We start from the raw sequence: 15,685 nt of genomic DNA, 5'->3' as shown, positions 1-15,685 counted from the left end.
TCCTTATTCTAATCCACGGAAAAAGTCTGTATCAATTTCACGGTAGGGTTGGATGTCCTGAACATATTCCAAAACTCCTTGAAACTCTCCTGCTTGATCGTGGACAGCTGCGTAAGTGACATGGACAAACTTTCCACGTGATTCTGACTTGAACCACATCTCGTACTTGTCTTTTTTCCCTTCACGAAGACCTTGCATAATGGCTTTGACCTTCTCCAAATATTTTGGTGGATGGCATAGTTCGACGTTTCGTCCAACCTGAGACGGTGCCCGCTTGAAAATCATTTCATCTGCTGGCGTATTATCGTTATAATACTGGAAGATATCATCCTTATTAACAAAGGTAATCTCCATCGGCAAATGATTAAGGATAAGATTCGCCTGTTCAACTGAGAGATAGCCATTGCCAAAAGCCTGCTGGCTATTGCGATCTAGCAGCGTTTCCTTTTCCTTTGGTGTAAAGGTGATAGTAAACTGACCTTCTGGCGTATCGATCACTTGCTGAACTTGTCCATCTATAGTTTCTGGCTGAGTTGGTTCTTCTACACTTTTTTCCTCAACAAAACTTTGACGTTCAGGAACCCATTTCTCAGACGGACGGATAATAGCATATCCATAGGCATCACTTTCCTCAGCAATCTGAATCCAGTCATCCTGGGTAAAGGATTCAAGCAGAATCATGAGAAGGATTGATTCTTCCTTAAAAATCATACTTTCAAACTCTGTCGCAAAAGCTTCAAAAGCTTCCTTCACAGCGGAAATTGGCACTTCTGGGAGCGACTTAGTTGCCACTAAGGCTGTTTGAAAGAGATCCCTAATCTGATCATCCACTCCCCACATGACTTTGGGAGGTGAATCATGCCCATAACGTTCCATGATGGGAAAAAAGAGCTCTTCCTTGCGCTGGTAGTGGATATCAAATTGACCAACAAGCCCCATCTGACGTACCAAGCCTTTGCGCATCTCAACCAACATTTCCTCATCGTCCACAGATTCATAAGTCGAGAGCAATCTACGGACCCGAATCAAGGCAGCACGGAGAGCTAGATTTTCATCCTTAAAGACACGCACAGGATGACCAGGATGTTCGGTATCTTCAACTTCTACGCCCTTAACAGCATTTTTAAAGAGATTGGCATGCACATCGCAGAGTTCCATGACATCTTCAAAGGTAACGCCTGAGTCAGAGTTCATCAACTCGTGCTCCATGAGGGAAATCTCGATAGCAGATACACCAGTAAAGGTCGCATCAAAGCGTTCCTGAACGGACTCTGGAGAGGCTCCATTATGCAATTCTAATAAAATATCCCGCAGGATATGAATACGTTCATCTGTCATTAGTCTAACCCGATCACTTCGTAACCATTTGCTTCAAGCGTACGCACAATCTTATCCATAGGAGTCCCTTCAAGCTTGGAACCTTGTTTGAGCGAAACTTTTCGCCCTACAGTATTACGCATCAAGGGATTTGCAAGTGGTTTGAAACCAAGCTCAACCAAAATATCTAAAACTTCTGGATGTTTATCCACCACTTCCGCAACGGGAATAGATACGTCAATAATATTATCCATCACAACCTCCATTCTGTTTTCACACTAGATTTTCTTTTTTTATTATACCACAAGGGCTAGGATAAAAAAACTAGCAGTACAAGCCTACTAGTTTCTTCCCATTACTCTACTTCGATGATTTCTGCTTCTTTTCGAATCGTTTCTACATCTCTTTGATACTGAGCTTCACTATAATTGACTAGTTTGGATAATTCTCTTTGCAAACTTTTACCCATAGGTTTCATAGTCGTATAGGTTAAACCACCTGAAACGACACCTCCTAGGATTGGGATAAATTTGCCCATTCCTTTTGCAAAGCCTCCCTTTGTCAGATTCACCCCAAAAATTTTCAAAACTTTTTCTAAAATGGGATACCACAAAGTCTTAGCCAAAGCCTTCTGGGGAACTGTCTTCATGACATGTTTAGCAACTGATACTCCCCCAGCTCGAAGGAGGGCTCCAGCACTATTGACCCCAAGCATGACCCCGAGATAGAGCAAGAGCGTATTTTTGGCTTCTTCACTCAATTCATTTCGTGAAGCCCAAAGATCATCATAGCCATAAATATATCCCAATTCTTGCGCTAGTTTTAAGGAGAAAGCATAAAACTGAGCAACATCAGTTGGAATGGTGATTGCAAGGGCTAGACCACCAGGAATACCTGCAAGAACAGAAGTTCCACTCGCCAATAGAACATTATCCTTAATACAAGAATCGGCAACTTTATCTAAAATATCCTGGGATAACAAGGCTGTTGGTCCCTCTTCTAGTAATCGAGGAATATCTTTTGGGTCTAATAGTTTGGAAAATTTATCTACTAAAAATTTTGAACGATCAACTTTAACAACAGGGAGTTTCACGACTTGTTGCAATACTTGCATAGCTAAATCTTGTTTAGACATCTAGTTTCTTCTCTTTTTCTTTCAATTTGAACTATATCATATCATATTTGCTCCATAAAAGAAATTTTAAGAACTTATTTTTTCTTTCTGATTAGCCTTTAAGTCTAGAATACCCTCCTTCTTCTAAACAAAAAAGAGGGTTACCCCTCTTTCTTATTTTTTATCCAGATTGCGTAACATTTCGTCAATCTTGTTTCCATACTCGATGGATTCGTCTTTGACGAAGGTCAAGTCTGGAATTTTATACAATTTCAAATTGTGACCAAGCTCACGTTTGATAGTTCCGGTTGCTTTTTCAAGGCCAATTTGGGCCTTTTGATTATCTGAAGCAAGATTACTCAAAATGGTGTAGTAAACCTTAGCTACAGACAAGTCACCTAGCATCTGAACATCTGTGATGGTCACTCCTTGGACACGAGGATCACGGACTTTCTTTTGCAAAATCTCATTGACTTCGCGTTTGATTTCCATGCCTACACGATCCGTACGGAAATGATTTCCCATGCTATTCCTTCCTCTCTATTGAATCAAAAGCTAGGCCAGCAGACCTAGCTATTTCTAGAAGATAGAGGAACAAGAGCCATTTGAATCTAGGAAGCAAGCCTTAGATAGAACTAAGGGTTCATCAAGGCGCTGTTGACAACGAGTCAAATGAGCTATCGTTTCTCTATTAGCGTTTAATTTCTTCCATGACGTATGCCTCAATCACATCATCCATCTTGATATCATTGTAGCCATCAATCATGAGACCACCTTCACGGCCGTTTGTAACTTCTTTGACGTCATCTTTATAGTGTTTCAAGCTTGCAAGTTCACCATCGTAAATAACGACACCGTCACGAATAACACGGACTTTAGAGTCACGGGTAACTTTACCGCTAGTAACCATAAATCCACCGATTGTTCCGACTTTAGACACTTTGAAGGTTTCACGGATAATCGCTTCACCGATAACCTTTTCTTCAAATTCAGGATCCAACATCCCTTTCATGGCTTCTTCCATCTCTTCGATAACCTTGTAGATGATGCTGTGGAGACGGATTTCTACATCGTCTGCTTCTGCTTGTTGGCGAGCTTGTGGTGTAGGACGTACGTTGAAACCAACGATAAAGGCATTTGAAGCTTCCGCAAGAGTCACGTCAGATTCGTTGATAGCACCAACTGCTGAGTGGACGATGGTAACTTTTACACCTTCCACATCAATCTTTTGTAGTGAGGCAGAGAGGGCTTCAACTGAACCTTGTACGTCGGCTTTGATGATGACGTTAACAGACTTAAGTTCACCAGCTTTAAGAGTGTCAAAGAGGTTTTCAAGGCTTACACGCTGTGTAGCTTGACGTTGTTTCATAAGAGCACGTTTGGCACGTTCTTCACCAGCTGCACGAGCAGACTTCTCATCTTCATAAACGGCAAAGTGATCACCCGCCATCGGTGCTTCGTTCAAACCTGTAATAGATACTGGTGTTGATGGTCCTGCAACCTTAACACGACGTCCAAGGTCATTGGTCATGGCACGGACACGTCCGAAAGTATTACCAACAACGATTGGGTCTTGGACATTCAAGGTACCTTGTTGAACAAGGAGGGTTGCAACCGCACCTTTTCCTTTATCCAAACGAGCTTCAATAACGGTACCGATGGCACGAACGGTTGGGTCTGCTTTGAGCTCTTGAATTTCAGCTACAAGAAGGACAGTTTCCAAGAGTTCATCGATATTTTGGTTGAATTTGGCTGAGATTTCTACAAACTCAGAATCACCACCCCAGGCAGTTGACATAACACCGTGTTCAGCCAATTCACCGATTACACGTTCTGGGTTAGCACCTGGTTTATCAATCTTGTTAATAGCAACGATAATTGGAACATTAGCTGCTTTTGAGTGGTTGATGGCTTCGATAGTTTGAGGCATAACCCCGTCATCTGCCGCTACGACCAAGATGGTAATATCGGTAACAGAGGCACCACGTGCACGCATAGAAGTAAATGCCGCGTGTCCAGGTGTATCAAGGAAGGTAATCTTCTTGCCATTTTCCTCAATCTGGTAGGCACCAATATGCTGGGTGATACCACCTGCTTCTCCTGTAGCGACACGAGAATTACGCAGGGTATCCAAAAGGGTTGTTTTACCATGGTCAACGTGTCCCATGATGGTTACAACTGGTGGACGTTCAACTAACTTATCTTCATTCAGATAGCCATCTTCGACGAAGAAACGTTCGATATCCGCATTGTCCACTTCTACCTTTTGTTTAGCTTCAATTCCATAATCAACCATGAGGAGTTCGATTGTTTCTCCATCCAAAGATTGGTTTTGAGTGGCCATAACGCCCATCATAAATAGTTTCTTAACAATCTCAGCTGGTTCACGTTTGATACGTTTTGCGATTTCCGCAACGGTCATACCATCTGTGTATTCAAATTCTGTTGGCAATTCATGGAATTTACGCTCTGTAATAGGTTTTGGAGCCTGATTACGGTTATTTTGTTTATTGCCTTTTTTATTTTTCTTATTGTTATTCCAGTTACTATTTCTTTGATTTCTCACTTGATTCTGACTACTTCGATTCTTTTGTTGTTTTCTAGGACCATCTTCCTCATGATCGTAATCATCACGATCTTTGTCTGGTCGAGCTTGCTTTTTACGACGTGTATCCACTACAGCCTCTTTGGCTACAGGAGCTACTTCAACTACAGGCTGAGTTTGTTCAGCTAGTTTAGCAGCTTCCTCAAAGATTTCTTCTGGCTCCTTGCGTTTATTAGCTTGAGCCAAGGCTTCTTTGGCAACTTGAGACTGTTTGAAGCGTTCCTCGCTTGAGCGTGCGTATTCTGCATTTTGCTCAGCCTTCAGAGCTGCTGCTCGGGCTTTAAAGTCAATACGAGGACCAGCTTGGTTGGGACGATTATCAGCTTGTTGGCGATAATCATTGCCACGATTCCCTTGGCCTTGTGGTTTCTTCCCTTGGTCGTTAAAACGACGATTGTCACGGTTCCCTTGACCAGATTTCCCACCATTACGGTTATCGTTCTTTTGACGGTTACCGTTTTGTTGTTGATCGCGGTTGTTACCCTTGTTTTGCTTGCGTCGTTCCGCTTGCTCTTTGGCACGCGCTTCACGTTCCGCCTTAAAGTTTCGACTCTGCGGTCTTGCAGCTACAACTTTTTCTTCCTTAGGAGCTGCTGGCGTAGCTGGTTTACTTTCCACCTTCGCTTCACTTGCTTTTGCCGCTGCAGGTTTTGCCTCTGCCTTAGGAGCAGCAGGCTTAAAGCTAGCTATAATTTTTTCAGCAGCAGCAGCCTCTACGCTTGAAGCATGGCTTTTCACTTCCAAGCCCAGCTCTTTTGCACGCGCTACAACATCCTTACTTTCTTTTCCAAGTTCTTTTGCGATTTCGTACAATCTTTTCTTAGACAAATCATGTCCTCCTCTTCTATTCCATAAGAGACCTCATTTTCTTTGTAAATCCAGCATCTGTCACAGCCAGAACTTTTCTCGATTTTCCGACTGCTATGCTTAATTCCAGTGTTGAAAACACGGTAATAACTTCTACTTGATAATAGTGGCTTTTATCCTGAATCTTCTTGGTTAGATTGGGGCCAGCATCATGAGCTAGAAAGACTAGCTTGGCTTTCTGGTCTTGGATGGCCTTGACCACCAATTCCTCACCCGAGATGATTTTCCCTGCTCGCTGAGCCAATCCCAAGAGATTACTTACTTTTTGCTTATTCAAGTCCTAACTCTCTTCTTTTTACTTTGTGATCAACATAGGCGATCAACTCGTCATAAAAGCTTTCTTCAACTTCCATATTAAAGCTACGGTTAAAGACTTTTTTCTTTTTAGCCTCTAGGGCTTCTGCATTGTCTAGCTTGATATAAGCGCCCCGGCCATTAGCCTTGCCTGTCGGGTCGATAAAGACCTCACCTTCTTTGTTCTTGACAATACGAAGTAAATCTCGCTTGTCAATCACTTCGTTGGAAACAACAGACTTGCGCAAAGGGATTTTTCTTGTTTTCATCTTTCCCTCCTCTAGCAGATCTTATTCTTCAGTCAATTCGTCTGTTTCAGCGTAATCCACTTGACCTGCTTCTTCCATAGCTTCAAATTCACTTGCAGACTTGATATCGATGCGGTAACCAGTCAAATGTGCTGCTAAGCGAACATTTTGTCCACGACGACCAATCGCAAGAGAAAGCTTGTTATCTGGAACAACCACCAAGGCACGCTTGCTGTCGTTTTCGTCAAAGATAACTTGGTCAACTTCTGCAGGAGCAATGGCATTGTAGATAAACTCAGCTGGATCTGCTACCCATTCGATAACGTCGATGTTTTCTTCTACAGGAATCATGCGGTCGCTCTTAGCATCGTAGCGAGCTGGGTGGAATTTGCTAGTGATTTTCTTGATGTTAGCACCACCACGTCCAACGATTGTTCCGATAGCATCCACGTTAGGATTGTGGCTACGAACAGCAACCTTTGTACGGTCACCTGCTTCACGAGCTACGCTCATGATTTCAACAGTTCCATCATAAACTTCTGGAATTTCTTGCTCCATCAAACGTTTGATCATTTCTGGGTGGCTACGGCTGACAAAAACGTTAACTCCACGAGGGTTGTCTTCCACTTTGTAGACATAAACTTCGATACGATCGTGGGAAGCAAACACTTCTCCAGGAATTTGGTCTTGTTTTGACAATTGGGCTTCAATGCTGCCAAGGTTAACATAAATGAATCGGTTGTCAAAACGTTCTACTGTACCTGACATGATTTCTTGTTCATGCTCTTTGTAAGTATTGTAGGTAATGGCACGTGTTTGCTTGCGCATTTTTTCCATGATCGTTTGTTTAGCAGACTGGGCTGCTACACGACCAAACTCTCCTGGTGCCTCTTCAAACTTGATTTTGTCACCAAGCTCATAGGCTGAATTAATGGCAAGAGCATCTTTCAAGCTGATTTCCAAACGACTATCAAATACTTCATCAACAACTTCACGGACAGTATAGACAGTAAAGTCACCTGTCTTTTCGTTGAAATCAATAGCTACACTATCAGATTGACCATAGCGTCTACGGTAAGCAGAACGAAGTGATTCTACTACTGCGTCGATGATATCTTCTTTCTTGATTCCCTTGTCTTCTTCCAAAATGCGGAAGGCCTCTAGCATTTCTTTACTCATGTTCTTTTTACTTTTGAATTCTCAAAAGTTATCCTTTCTTTCTATAATTTTACTGCTAAACGTGCTTTTGATACCAAGTTATATGGAATTTGGACTGTTTTTTTGCGAGTTTTATCCATATATTCCATAGTCAACTCATCCTCTTCAAAGGACAACAAGGTTCCTTCAAAAACCTTTTGCTTATCGATGGCTTGATAGAGCCCGACATGGATATATTTCCCAACCGCTCCAGCGACTGCTTCCTTGGTTTTCAAAGGACGCTCCAATCCTGGACTTGTAATTTCTAGGAAATATTGTTCTGGGAAGGGATCCGGCTTGATAGTATCTAGGACAGGACTGATAATTTCAGTCAAGTCTGCCGTATCATTCAAGGTGATTCCTTCAGGCTTGTCTACAAAAATACTAAGAATCATGTCACTGCCAATCTTTCCGTACTCGATATCTACGAGTTCAAAAGGAGCTTCAATAACAGGTTCTACGACTTCTCTGACTAATTCAACGATAGTTGCGATTGCGTCCACCTCCTCATAAGCAAGAGGCGAAGATATCTCCCCGCCTCTCTTTCTTATATTCTTGTTATTAGTATAACACAAATCAATCCAACCTGCAAGGATTTGACCTTTTCACAACCAATAGAAAGCGTTCCTTCTATGGTTTCTGCATGATTTTATAAATGACGTTTCCTTTTACTGAGACCTATCTAATAATCCCAAGTCATATTTCCATGCTAAAATACGTCTTACAGACTCATCAATACGCTCTTCTGTCAAGTCCCCAGAAGAAATTTTCTTTAATAGATAAGGAATCTGAGTTTGGTAGGAAGAACCTAGGATTAGATCATTTCCAGCTAATATTACCTGGAGAGCAGCTTCATCCTGACTGACAAAATGGGCTAATCCTGCCATATCTAAATCATCCGTCATTATGACCCCTTTAAAATTCAGCTCCTTGCGAAGAATTTCGTTGATTTTTGGCGAGATGGATGACGGCACTGTATCAATTTTAGTCAGGATGTTGTGAGAAACTAAAATACTATCCGCACCTGCATCTATGCCAGCTTGAAAGGGTAGAAAATCTGCTTGCCTTAAATCATCCAAAGAGCGGTTGTCTCGGATAATGTCGGTATGACTGTCTCCATTATCACCATATCCTGGGAAATGCTTCAAGGTTGAACCGACCTTATTCTTTTGAAGTTCTTCTACAACTTGCTTAACATAACTTGCAGTTGTTTGGGCATCTTGTCCGATGGTCCGATCGTAAATAAAGGCTGATGAATCACCTGCAAGATCCGCAACAGGAAAGAGTCCAGCATTGATACCAACAGATTTCAGCACCTCTGCCTTTTTCCTAGTATCAGAAAGAACAGCCTCCATCCCTCCTTGATGATAAAGGGTCATAGGAGATTGGAAAGGAGTCTCCAAAATCGAACTGATACGAGTTACTGTTCCTCCTTCTTCATCGGAACCAATTAACAAAGGTGTCTTGGAAACGGCCTGGTAGCGACTTGTCAAAGCCTTCATATCCTCTAAGGTTCGTCCTTCAAAATCTCGTCCAAATAAGATATAACCAGACAAATGATAGGATTTGAGATCTTCTATTTGATTATTGGCAGGAACTCTAGCCCAGAATAATTGTCCTACTTTCTCCTCCAAAGTCATCTTAGCTAATCTATCTTCAACAACCTTATCCTTATCTGTTTCACTGTTTTGTGTAGTTTTCTCAGTTTTTTCTACTTGCACATCTGCTTGTCGATGGTGTTGATGATCCAAAAAAATCAGACCACCTATCACAAGGAGAAAGAAAAGATAGACTACAACAGGTTTTATGCTTCTTCTCATAACCCCTACATTATACCACTTATCAGGGCACAAGTACAAATTTATCAAAATCCCAAATCTATTAAAAAACTCAAGGATTTAGTTCTGTCGAAGACAGAACTAAATCCTTGAGGTACATGTTTACATTCCATTTGAGTGAACGACAGTTTTTCACTAACAAGTCTTCACATTAAAACTGAGCTTCAACTCTATAAATGACTTGACCCTTGCTTGAAAATTTTTGCTCATACTCCGTCATGACATTTCCTTCAAAGTCGCTGGCATGTAAATCTAACCAAACACCATTGAGTTTCATGCCATATTGTGAAAAGCTCACTAAACTATATTCAAACAAGCCACGATTATCTGTCTTGAAGTGAATTTCACCGTGTTCAGGCAAGATTCGTTTGAAAGTGTCCAAGAAGCTCTTATAAGTCAAACGACGCTTCTCATGGCGTTTTTTAGGCCATGGATCCGAGAAATTCAAATACAAGCGGTCGATTTCACCATCTTCAAAATAATTGGTCAATTCTGAACCATCAACCCATAGAAGTTTGATGTTGGGAACTCCAACTTCTAAGACCTTGTCTAAAGCATAGCTTAATACAGACTTCTGAATATCAATCCCGATATAGTTGATTCCAGGATTTTGTTTGGCCATTCCTGTTACGAAAGCACCTTTGCCACTACCAACCTCTACATGGATTGGATTGTCATTGCCAAATAAATCTCGCCACTTTCCTTTAGCTTCTGCGGGATTTATGACAACATAGTGCGGATTAGCCTCTAACAGTTCTGTTGCCCCTTTACGATTTCTAACTCTCATTTTTTCTTTCCATACTTATCTCGGAAGCTACGCAAAGCATAGATTTCCCGATTTACATTATCCAAATCTTGATTTTCATAGTATTTGGTAATGAGGCTCAAAAATGACAGTTGAGCATACCAATATAACTTATTCAAGACAGTTTGATTATACTTATAGCCATAATTAGTTAGCCATTCTTGCCACTGATACTCTGGGATATAGTGACAGAGCAGATAGGCCACATCAAACATACGATCAGTCAAGCGAACGGAATCCCAATCTACTAAATAAATCAAGCCACTCTCTGTCTCAAACCAGTTGCTATGACGGACATCCCCATGGACTATGGTTGCATAATCTTCCCTAAAGCCAGGAAGATTCTCACGTAAATCACCTAAAACCATACGTAGATACTGGTTGTTTTTTAAAGCATCCGGAGCCTTGTTCACCCATGACTGAAGTAAATCCGAAGGTGTTTCCATTGCATAGCCCAATCGTGTCAACTGGGTCATTAAGGGACGTGAACAGTGTAAACGTGTCAAAATATCGATAATTTGTTTACGGTTCATATCACTTGGCGTCAAAATTTTTCCTGTCAACCATTCCTGAGCGGACATATCACGGCCGTCTGGTAAACGACGGCTCCAGAGCAATTGTGGTGCAATTTGCTCTCTAGCTAAACCAGGCAGGATTGGAGAAGTATTCATTTTTATAAAAACACGTTTTCCATCAGGATAACTTCCCATATAAGCTTTTCCGCTCTTCCCAGATATCGGGGTTAGCGTTAGCTCAATATCACCCAAGTCCATTTCTTTCCTCCGAATAAAGTTTCCTTATTATTCTACTAATTTTTATGCTATTCGTCAACCAATCTTCTCAGTTGATACGGCAAATAAAGAAATTGCAAGACAAGACTTGCTCCCACAAGTGCTAGAACAAGAATTTTGTCCTTAAAAACAAGCAATCCTATGAGACTTTCCAAGATTAATACAAAGACCCCAATCGCTCTCAAAATTTCCTTCAAGCCTTTCTCTTTTTGCCCCTTACCTACTGGGAATAATTGCGTCAAATATTGATAGTCAAAGGCATGATAGAGGGCTAGAAGTTGGAATAACAAAAGATAATTGAATAAAATTACAATTGCGACTGCAATCCAAGATTGCTCAATGAAGATGATAGCGGTCAAAGATAGGATTATGAGTCGCAGACTAAGAGCGAATAAATCTCCATTTCTCAGATAGGAACGAAGATAAAGATTCTGCCAGATTTTTCCTGGCACTTTCTGAACTCCCTTGAGGATAAAGTCCAGATAAGCTCGGCGCTTAACACTATTTGAAATCCCCTTGACCTGTGTAAAGAGGGCAAAGAATCGAAGCAAGAACTGCTTCCGTTTACTTTCTTGGGCAATGACATAATCCCAGTCAAGTCCATTTCCAAGGAAAAAGTTGCTAGACTTTTGGCGAAAAATCACATATTTTGCTATCCCCAAGACAAGGAGATAGACTCCAAAAACCGTCAAACCAAGACCCATGGCTAAGAATAAAGGCGCAAACAGGAGCAAAAAGAGAGTCTGTACACTGACCCAAAAGATGAAAGAAATCAGACTTTGCTTCTGGATGTGTTTTCTCACTTCTTCTTCAGCAACTAAAAGAAATAGTTTGTCAGGTGCTTCTAGATAGGTCGCAATACCACCCCAAAGCAAAAGTAAAATAGATATCATCCCAATCAAAATTAGGATTGGGAAATGATTCTCAGGAAAGTGTTGGAGCAACTGGTTGTACTGGTAGGCCAAAAATCCTAACAACACCAACAAAAATAAGACAAAATGGTCATTGAGCACATAACGGAGATAGCCCAAGCATTCCTTGCGAAATTCCTGCTTTCGTTTTAAAAACAAGTCCTTCATAGCTCCTCCTCTTTGGTCAGAGCCAAATAGATATCATTGAGGCTTGCTTCTGGCATATCAAAGGCGTCTCGGAGCTGTTGGAGATTTCCTTTGGCTCTTACTTGACCTTTGTGAAGAATGACAAAAGAGTCACACATCTTTTCAGCAGAATCAAGAACGTGGGTACTCATAAGGATAGACTTTCCTTTTTTCTTTTCCGCTTCTAGAAGTTGAATCAAATCTGAAATCGCTAAAGGATCAAGACCAAGGAAAGGTTCGTCTACGATAAAGAGACTAGGATCCACGACAAAGGCACAGATAATCATAACCTTTTGCTTCATCCCTTTGGAAAAATGAACTGGAAACCAATCCAATTTTTGATCCAAACGGAACATTTTTAAAAGTGGCTCTACACGTTCAAAAGCTAGATTTTGCTCGATACCATAGGCCATAGCAACCGTCTCAATATGCTCTCTGAGAGTCAATTCTTCATACAAGCTAGGAGTTTCAGGGATATAACCAATTTTCTTGCGATAGCTCATAGCATCCTCTCCTAGAGTCAATCCGTCAATCTTAATCTCCCCACTATAGGGCGTCAAAAGACCAATAATCTCATTGATAGTCGTTGATTTTCCTGCACCATTCAAACCAATCAAACCAACTAACTGTCCGCTTTCAACTGTAAAGGACACATCTTTCAAGACAGGGACATGAACATAGCCTCCTGTCAGATTTTTAATTTCTAACATATTTTCTCCGAATCTGGTATAATGTAGCTATATTATATCAAAATTCAATACACTAGAGGTGGTTTTTATGTCAGATTGTATTTTTTGTAAGATTATCGCAGGAGAAATCCCTGCAGCCAAGGTTTATGAGGATGAGCAAGTCCTTGCCTTTCTTGATATTTCTCAAGTAACACCTGGTCATACCTTGGTCGTACCCAAAGAACACCATCGTAATCTTTTAGAAATGGATGCTGCGAGCGCTAGCCAACTCTTTGCAAAGATTCCAATCATTTCTCAAAAGGTTATGAAGGCTACCCAAGCTGAAGGTATGAATATCATTGCCAACTGCGAAGAGATAGCTGGACAAACAGTCTTTCATACCCATGTCCACCTCGTCCCTCGCTATAGTGCAGATGATGACCTAAAAATTGACTTTGTTGCCCATGAACCTGACTTTGACAAACTTGCCCAAGTCGCTGAAACAATCAAAAACGCTTAAGGAGTTCTTATGAAACTATCAAACTTACTACTTTTTGCAGGTTCTGCAGTCGGCTCTTACCTCCTCGTTAAGAATCGTGAAGTTATCACTGAAGAAGTTATAGATACAACTGATCGCGTTGAAGCAATCAAAGGTGATTTAGATGTTATCCAAAATAGCTTACAAATTATCAATCAACAAAAAGAAGTCATCAAGGAGTATCAAGAAGACCTCACTTACAAATTTAAAGTCTTAGAAAAAGACCTCCAAACAAGACTTGCTGTCATAAAAGAACTACGAGAAACTGAAGAAAACTAAAACAGAAAGCATCCAACTTTCCTCACATCCCCTTAAATCCATCTTGGATTATCAGCTCCTAACAGAAAAGGGAGGGAATGAAAATGAAACAATTTTTAAAAGTTCTGATGCGAGTGGTTCTGATTATTTCTGGTGGCCTCTGTCTTCTTGTCGCCCTAGCATTTCTACTAGTGGCCAATCTTTTCAAGGCCTCACCGAGTGACATCCGAGAAGGAAATGAGGCCTTAAAACAAATCTTTATCTCCCTTGACATGCCTCCTGAGAAAGTAGAATCAAATGGAAAGTATCATTACGAGGGTGGAGGCTTAGATTTTTATGTGACATTCTCTGATGATGTCGTCAATAGCCACCCAGTCCTAAAAGAAAGCCCAAACCTTACAAAAAACCGACTCAAAGTCTATGTCTTAAACACAGGAGATATTTCCTATAGAAAAGTAGAAGATAACTTGTTTAACCATGGTTTAATACAATTTTTAGAGGAGGAAGGCGAGAAGTATTTCCGAGAAAACGGAAAGAAATCACATTCTTCATACACAATTCTAACTTTGAATGATGCGGAAAGCATGAAAAAGGGAATCGCATTCTACGAAAAGGCGTTGACCTTGGTAGATATCCAGGATAATTCGGCGATTAAGCACATTGATACCGTAACTGTGAAACCTGGCAAAGAAGCGGAATTCAAGCAACTCATTCAGGAGATGGATACAGCTGGCTTACTCAAGCAAAAGTACAAATAATAGGCTAACTGGAAAATGATTTTTCGATGCTAAATATTCAAAGATAACACAAAAAGAGCCTTATGGCTCTTTTGTTTTATTCACCCTCAAAGGCATCTTTTATGTGGTCAAAGAAGCCTTTTTTCTTTGGATTGACTTTCAAATCACCTGCAGCTGCGAATTCTTTTAAGGCTGCTTTTTGTCGTTCGTTCAAGCCTGTTGGAGTCACGACATTAACAGTGACGTATTGGTCACCAACAGCACCACCACGAAGACTTGGAGCTCCCTTACCACGTAGACGGAATCGTTTACCGGTTTGAGTTCCCTCTGGAATCACCAATTCAACATCACCGTGAACGGTTGGGATATCGACAGTATCGCCAAGAGTTGCTTGGACGATATTGAGGTTTAACTTGTAGAAAATAGTTGTTCCTTCACGCTCAAATTTATCGCTTGCTTCTACAGAAACTACTACATACAAGTCTCCATAAGGACCACCGTTAAAGCCTGCCTCCCCTTGACCAGCTAGACGAATTTGTTGACCAGTTTCAACACCTGCTGGAATTTTCACATGGACACTGTGGGCTTGTTTTTCATGACCTGTTCCATGACAAGTTGTACATGGATCTTTGATTTCTTTTCCGCGACCATGACAGACATCACAGGTTACTTGGCGACGCATCATACCAAGCGGTGTTTGAGTATCGACGTTGATAACACCAGAACCGTGACAGCGTCTACAAGTAACTGGACTTGTTCCAGGCTTAGCACCTGATCCGTTACAAGTACGACAGCTTGATTCACGATTGTATTTGACTTCTTTTTCAGTACCAAAGATGGCTTCTTCAAAAGTCAAATTGACGCGATACTGGAGGTCATCACCTTGACGAGGAGCGTTTGGATTGCGAGAAGAACCGCCTCCGCCGAAAAAACTTGAGAAGATATCTTCAAATCCACCAAAACCACCTGCACCATCGAAGCCACCGAAACCACCTGCACCACCAAAGCCACCGTTGGCTCCAGCCGCACCGTATTGGTCATAGGCAGCCCGTTTCTGTTCATCGCTCAAAGTCTCATAGGCTTCTTGAACTTCCTTGTACTTGTCCTCAGCACCAGGCTCTTTATTGATATCTGGGTGATATTTTTTAGATAATTTCCGATAGGCTTTCTTGATCTCATCTTGAGATGCATTCTTTGAAACGCCCAAACGGTCATAAAATTCAGTATTGTTCATTTAAGATACCAAGACCGAAAAATTCGACTGAAAAATAGGAAATCTGACACAGGAGCGATGCTCCTAGACAGATTTAT

18 protein-coding genes are annotated in these 15,685 nt (G+C 41.2%); 3 read left to right on the top strand and 15 right to left on the bottom strand.

What is annotated here, in order from left to right:
* Window positions 1-3: 3 nt before the first annotated feature.
* The 14 genes from QM923_RS05260 to QM923_RS05195 form a co-directional block, all read right to left on the bottom strand.
* Window positions 4-1,338, bottom strand: a complete 1,335-nt coding sequence (locus tag QM923_RS05260; protein ID WP_414291128.1) for a DUF438 domain-containing protein — start codon at window positions 1,336-1,338, stop codon at window positions 4-6.
* A complete protein-coding gene (locus QM923_RS05255) occupies window positions 1,338-1,571 on the bottom strand; it encodes a DUF1858 domain-containing protein (RefSeq protein ID WP_000368732.1) in 234 nt (77 codons plus the stop codon). Before QM923_RS05255 ends, QM923_RS05260 begins: the two co-directional genes overlap by 1 nt.
* A 101-nt stretch (window positions 1,572-1,672) precedes the next feature.
* Window positions 1,673-2,452 (bottom strand): hypothetical protein, encoded by a 780-nt coding sequence (locus QM923_RS05250; protein WP_070677044.1) that lies wholly within the window; start codon window positions 2,450-2,452, stop codon window positions 1,673-1,675.
* 153 nt (window positions 2,453-2,605) lie between these two features.
* On the bottom strand, window positions 2,606-2,956 hold the full coding sequence (gene rbfA / locus QM923_RS05245; protein ID WP_004251823.1) for a 30S ribosome-binding factor RbfA: 351 nt from the start codon (window positions 2,954-2,956) through the stop codon (window positions 2,606-2,608).
* A 166-nt stretch (window positions 2,957-3,122) separates the two neighbouring features.
* On the bottom strand, window positions 3,123-5,864 hold the full coding sequence (infB, locus tag QM923_RS05240) for a translation initiation factor IF-2 (RefSeq protein ID WP_414291127.1): 2,742 nt from the start codon (window positions 5,862-5,864) through the stop codon (window positions 3,123-3,125).
* A 16-nt stretch (window positions 5,865-5,880) separates the two neighbouring features.
* Window positions 5,881-6,180, bottom strand: a complete 300-nt coding sequence (locus QM923_RS05235) for a YlxQ-related RNA-binding protein (protein WP_414291126.1) — start codon at window positions 6,178-6,180, stop codon at window positions 5,881-5,883.
* Complete coding sequence (gene rnpM, locus QM923_RS05230) at window positions 6,173-6,466, bottom strand: RNase P modulator RnpM (RefSeq protein WP_006144965.1); 294 nt, start codon at window positions 6,464-6,466, stop codon at window positions 6,173-6,175. The genes QM923_RS05235 and rnpM overlap by 8 nt, the downstream gene beginning before the upstream one ends.
* A 21-nt stretch (window positions 6,467-6,487) precedes the next feature.
* On the bottom strand, window positions 6,488-7,624 hold the full coding sequence (nusA, locus tag QM923_RS05225) for a transcription termination factor NusA (protein ID WP_004251816.1): 1,137 nt from the start codon (window positions 7,622-7,624) through the stop codon (window positions 6,488-6,490).
* Window positions 7,625-7,665: 41 nt separating this feature from the next.
* Window positions 7,666-8,145, bottom strand: coding sequence for a ribosome maturation factor RimP (rimP, locus tag QM923_RS05220; RefSeq protein ID WP_004251813.1), 480 nt, complete (start codon window positions 8,143-8,145; stop codon window positions 7,666-7,668).
* Window positions 8,146-8,310: 165 nt separating this feature from the next.
* Entirely contained in the window at window positions 8,311-9,462 is a 1,152-nt protein-coding gene (locus QM923_RS05215) for a glycoside hydrolase family 3 protein (protein WP_414291125.1), read from the bottom strand.
* A gap of 169 nt (window positions 9,463-9,631) precedes the next feature.
* Window positions 9,632-10,267 (bottom strand): tRNA (guanosine(46)-N7)-methyltransferase TrmB, encoded by a 636-nt coding sequence (trmB, locus tag QM923_RS05210; RefSeq protein WP_254724531.1) that lies wholly within the window; start codon window positions 10,265-10,267, stop codon window positions 9,632-9,634.
* Window positions 10,264-11,058, bottom strand: coding sequence for a cell cycle regulator CcrZ (gene ccrZ / locus QM923_RS05205; RefSeq protein ID WP_195183828.1), 795 nt, complete (start codon window positions 11,056-11,058; stop codon window positions 10,264-10,266). Before ccrZ ends, trmB begins: the two co-directional genes overlap by 4 nt.
* A gap of 47 nt (window positions 11,059-11,105) precedes the next feature.
* Window positions 11,106-12,155, bottom strand: coding sequence for an ABC transporter permease (locus tag QM923_RS05200; protein ID WP_414291124.1), 1,050 nt, complete (start codon window positions 12,153-12,155; stop codon window positions 11,106-11,108).
* Window positions 12,152-12,883: an ABC transporter ATP-binding protein gene (locus QM923_RS05195; RefSeq protein WP_414291123.1), complete on the bottom strand. Its 732-nt coding sequence runs from the start codon at window positions 12,881-12,883 to the stop codon at window positions 12,152-12,154. Before QM923_RS05195 ends, QM923_RS05200 begins: the two co-directional genes overlap by 4 nt.
* Window positions 12,884-12,950: 67 nt before the next feature.
* Between QM923_RS05195 and QM923_RS05190 the strand changes: the two genes are divergently transcribed.
* From QM923_RS05190 to QM923_RS05180, 3 genes are all read left to right on the top strand, one after another.
* Complete coding sequence (locus QM923_RS05190; RefSeq protein ID WP_414291122.1) at window positions 12,951-13,361, top strand: HIT family protein; 411 nt, start codon at window positions 12,951-12,953, stop codon at window positions 13,359-13,361.
* 9 nt (window positions 13,362-13,370) lie between these two features.
* Window positions 13,371-13,658 carry a hypothetical protein gene (locus QM923_RS05185; RefSeq protein WP_414291121.1) on the top strand — a complete coding sequence of 96 codons (288 nt, stop codon included), beginning with the start codon at window positions 13,371-13,373 and terminating at the stop codon, window positions 13,656-13,658.
* 83 nt (window positions 13,659-13,741) lie between these two features.
* Entirely contained in the window at window positions 13,742-14,395 is a 654-nt protein-coding gene (locus QM923_RS05180; protein ID WP_414291120.1) for a hypothetical protein, read from the top strand.
* Window positions 14,396-14,471: 76 nt separating this feature from the next.
* Here the strand turns inward: QM923_RS05180 and dnaJ are convergent, their stop codons facing one another.
* Entirely contained in the window at window positions 14,472-15,608 is a 1,137-nt protein-coding gene (gene dnaJ, locus QM923_RS05175; protein ID WP_414291119.1) for a molecular chaperone DnaJ, read from the bottom strand.
* Window positions 15,609-15,685: the final 77 nt, after the last annotated feature.

Origin of the sequence: Streptococcus infantis, from assembly GCF_047463275.1 — a bacterium.
Classification (GTDB): Bacteria; Bacillota; Bacilli; order Lactobacillales; family Streptococcaceae; genus Streptococcus; species Streptococcus infantis_AF.
Note: the sequence above shows the minus strand (reverse complement) of the source record. Positions and strands in the feature narration are given on the sequence as shown.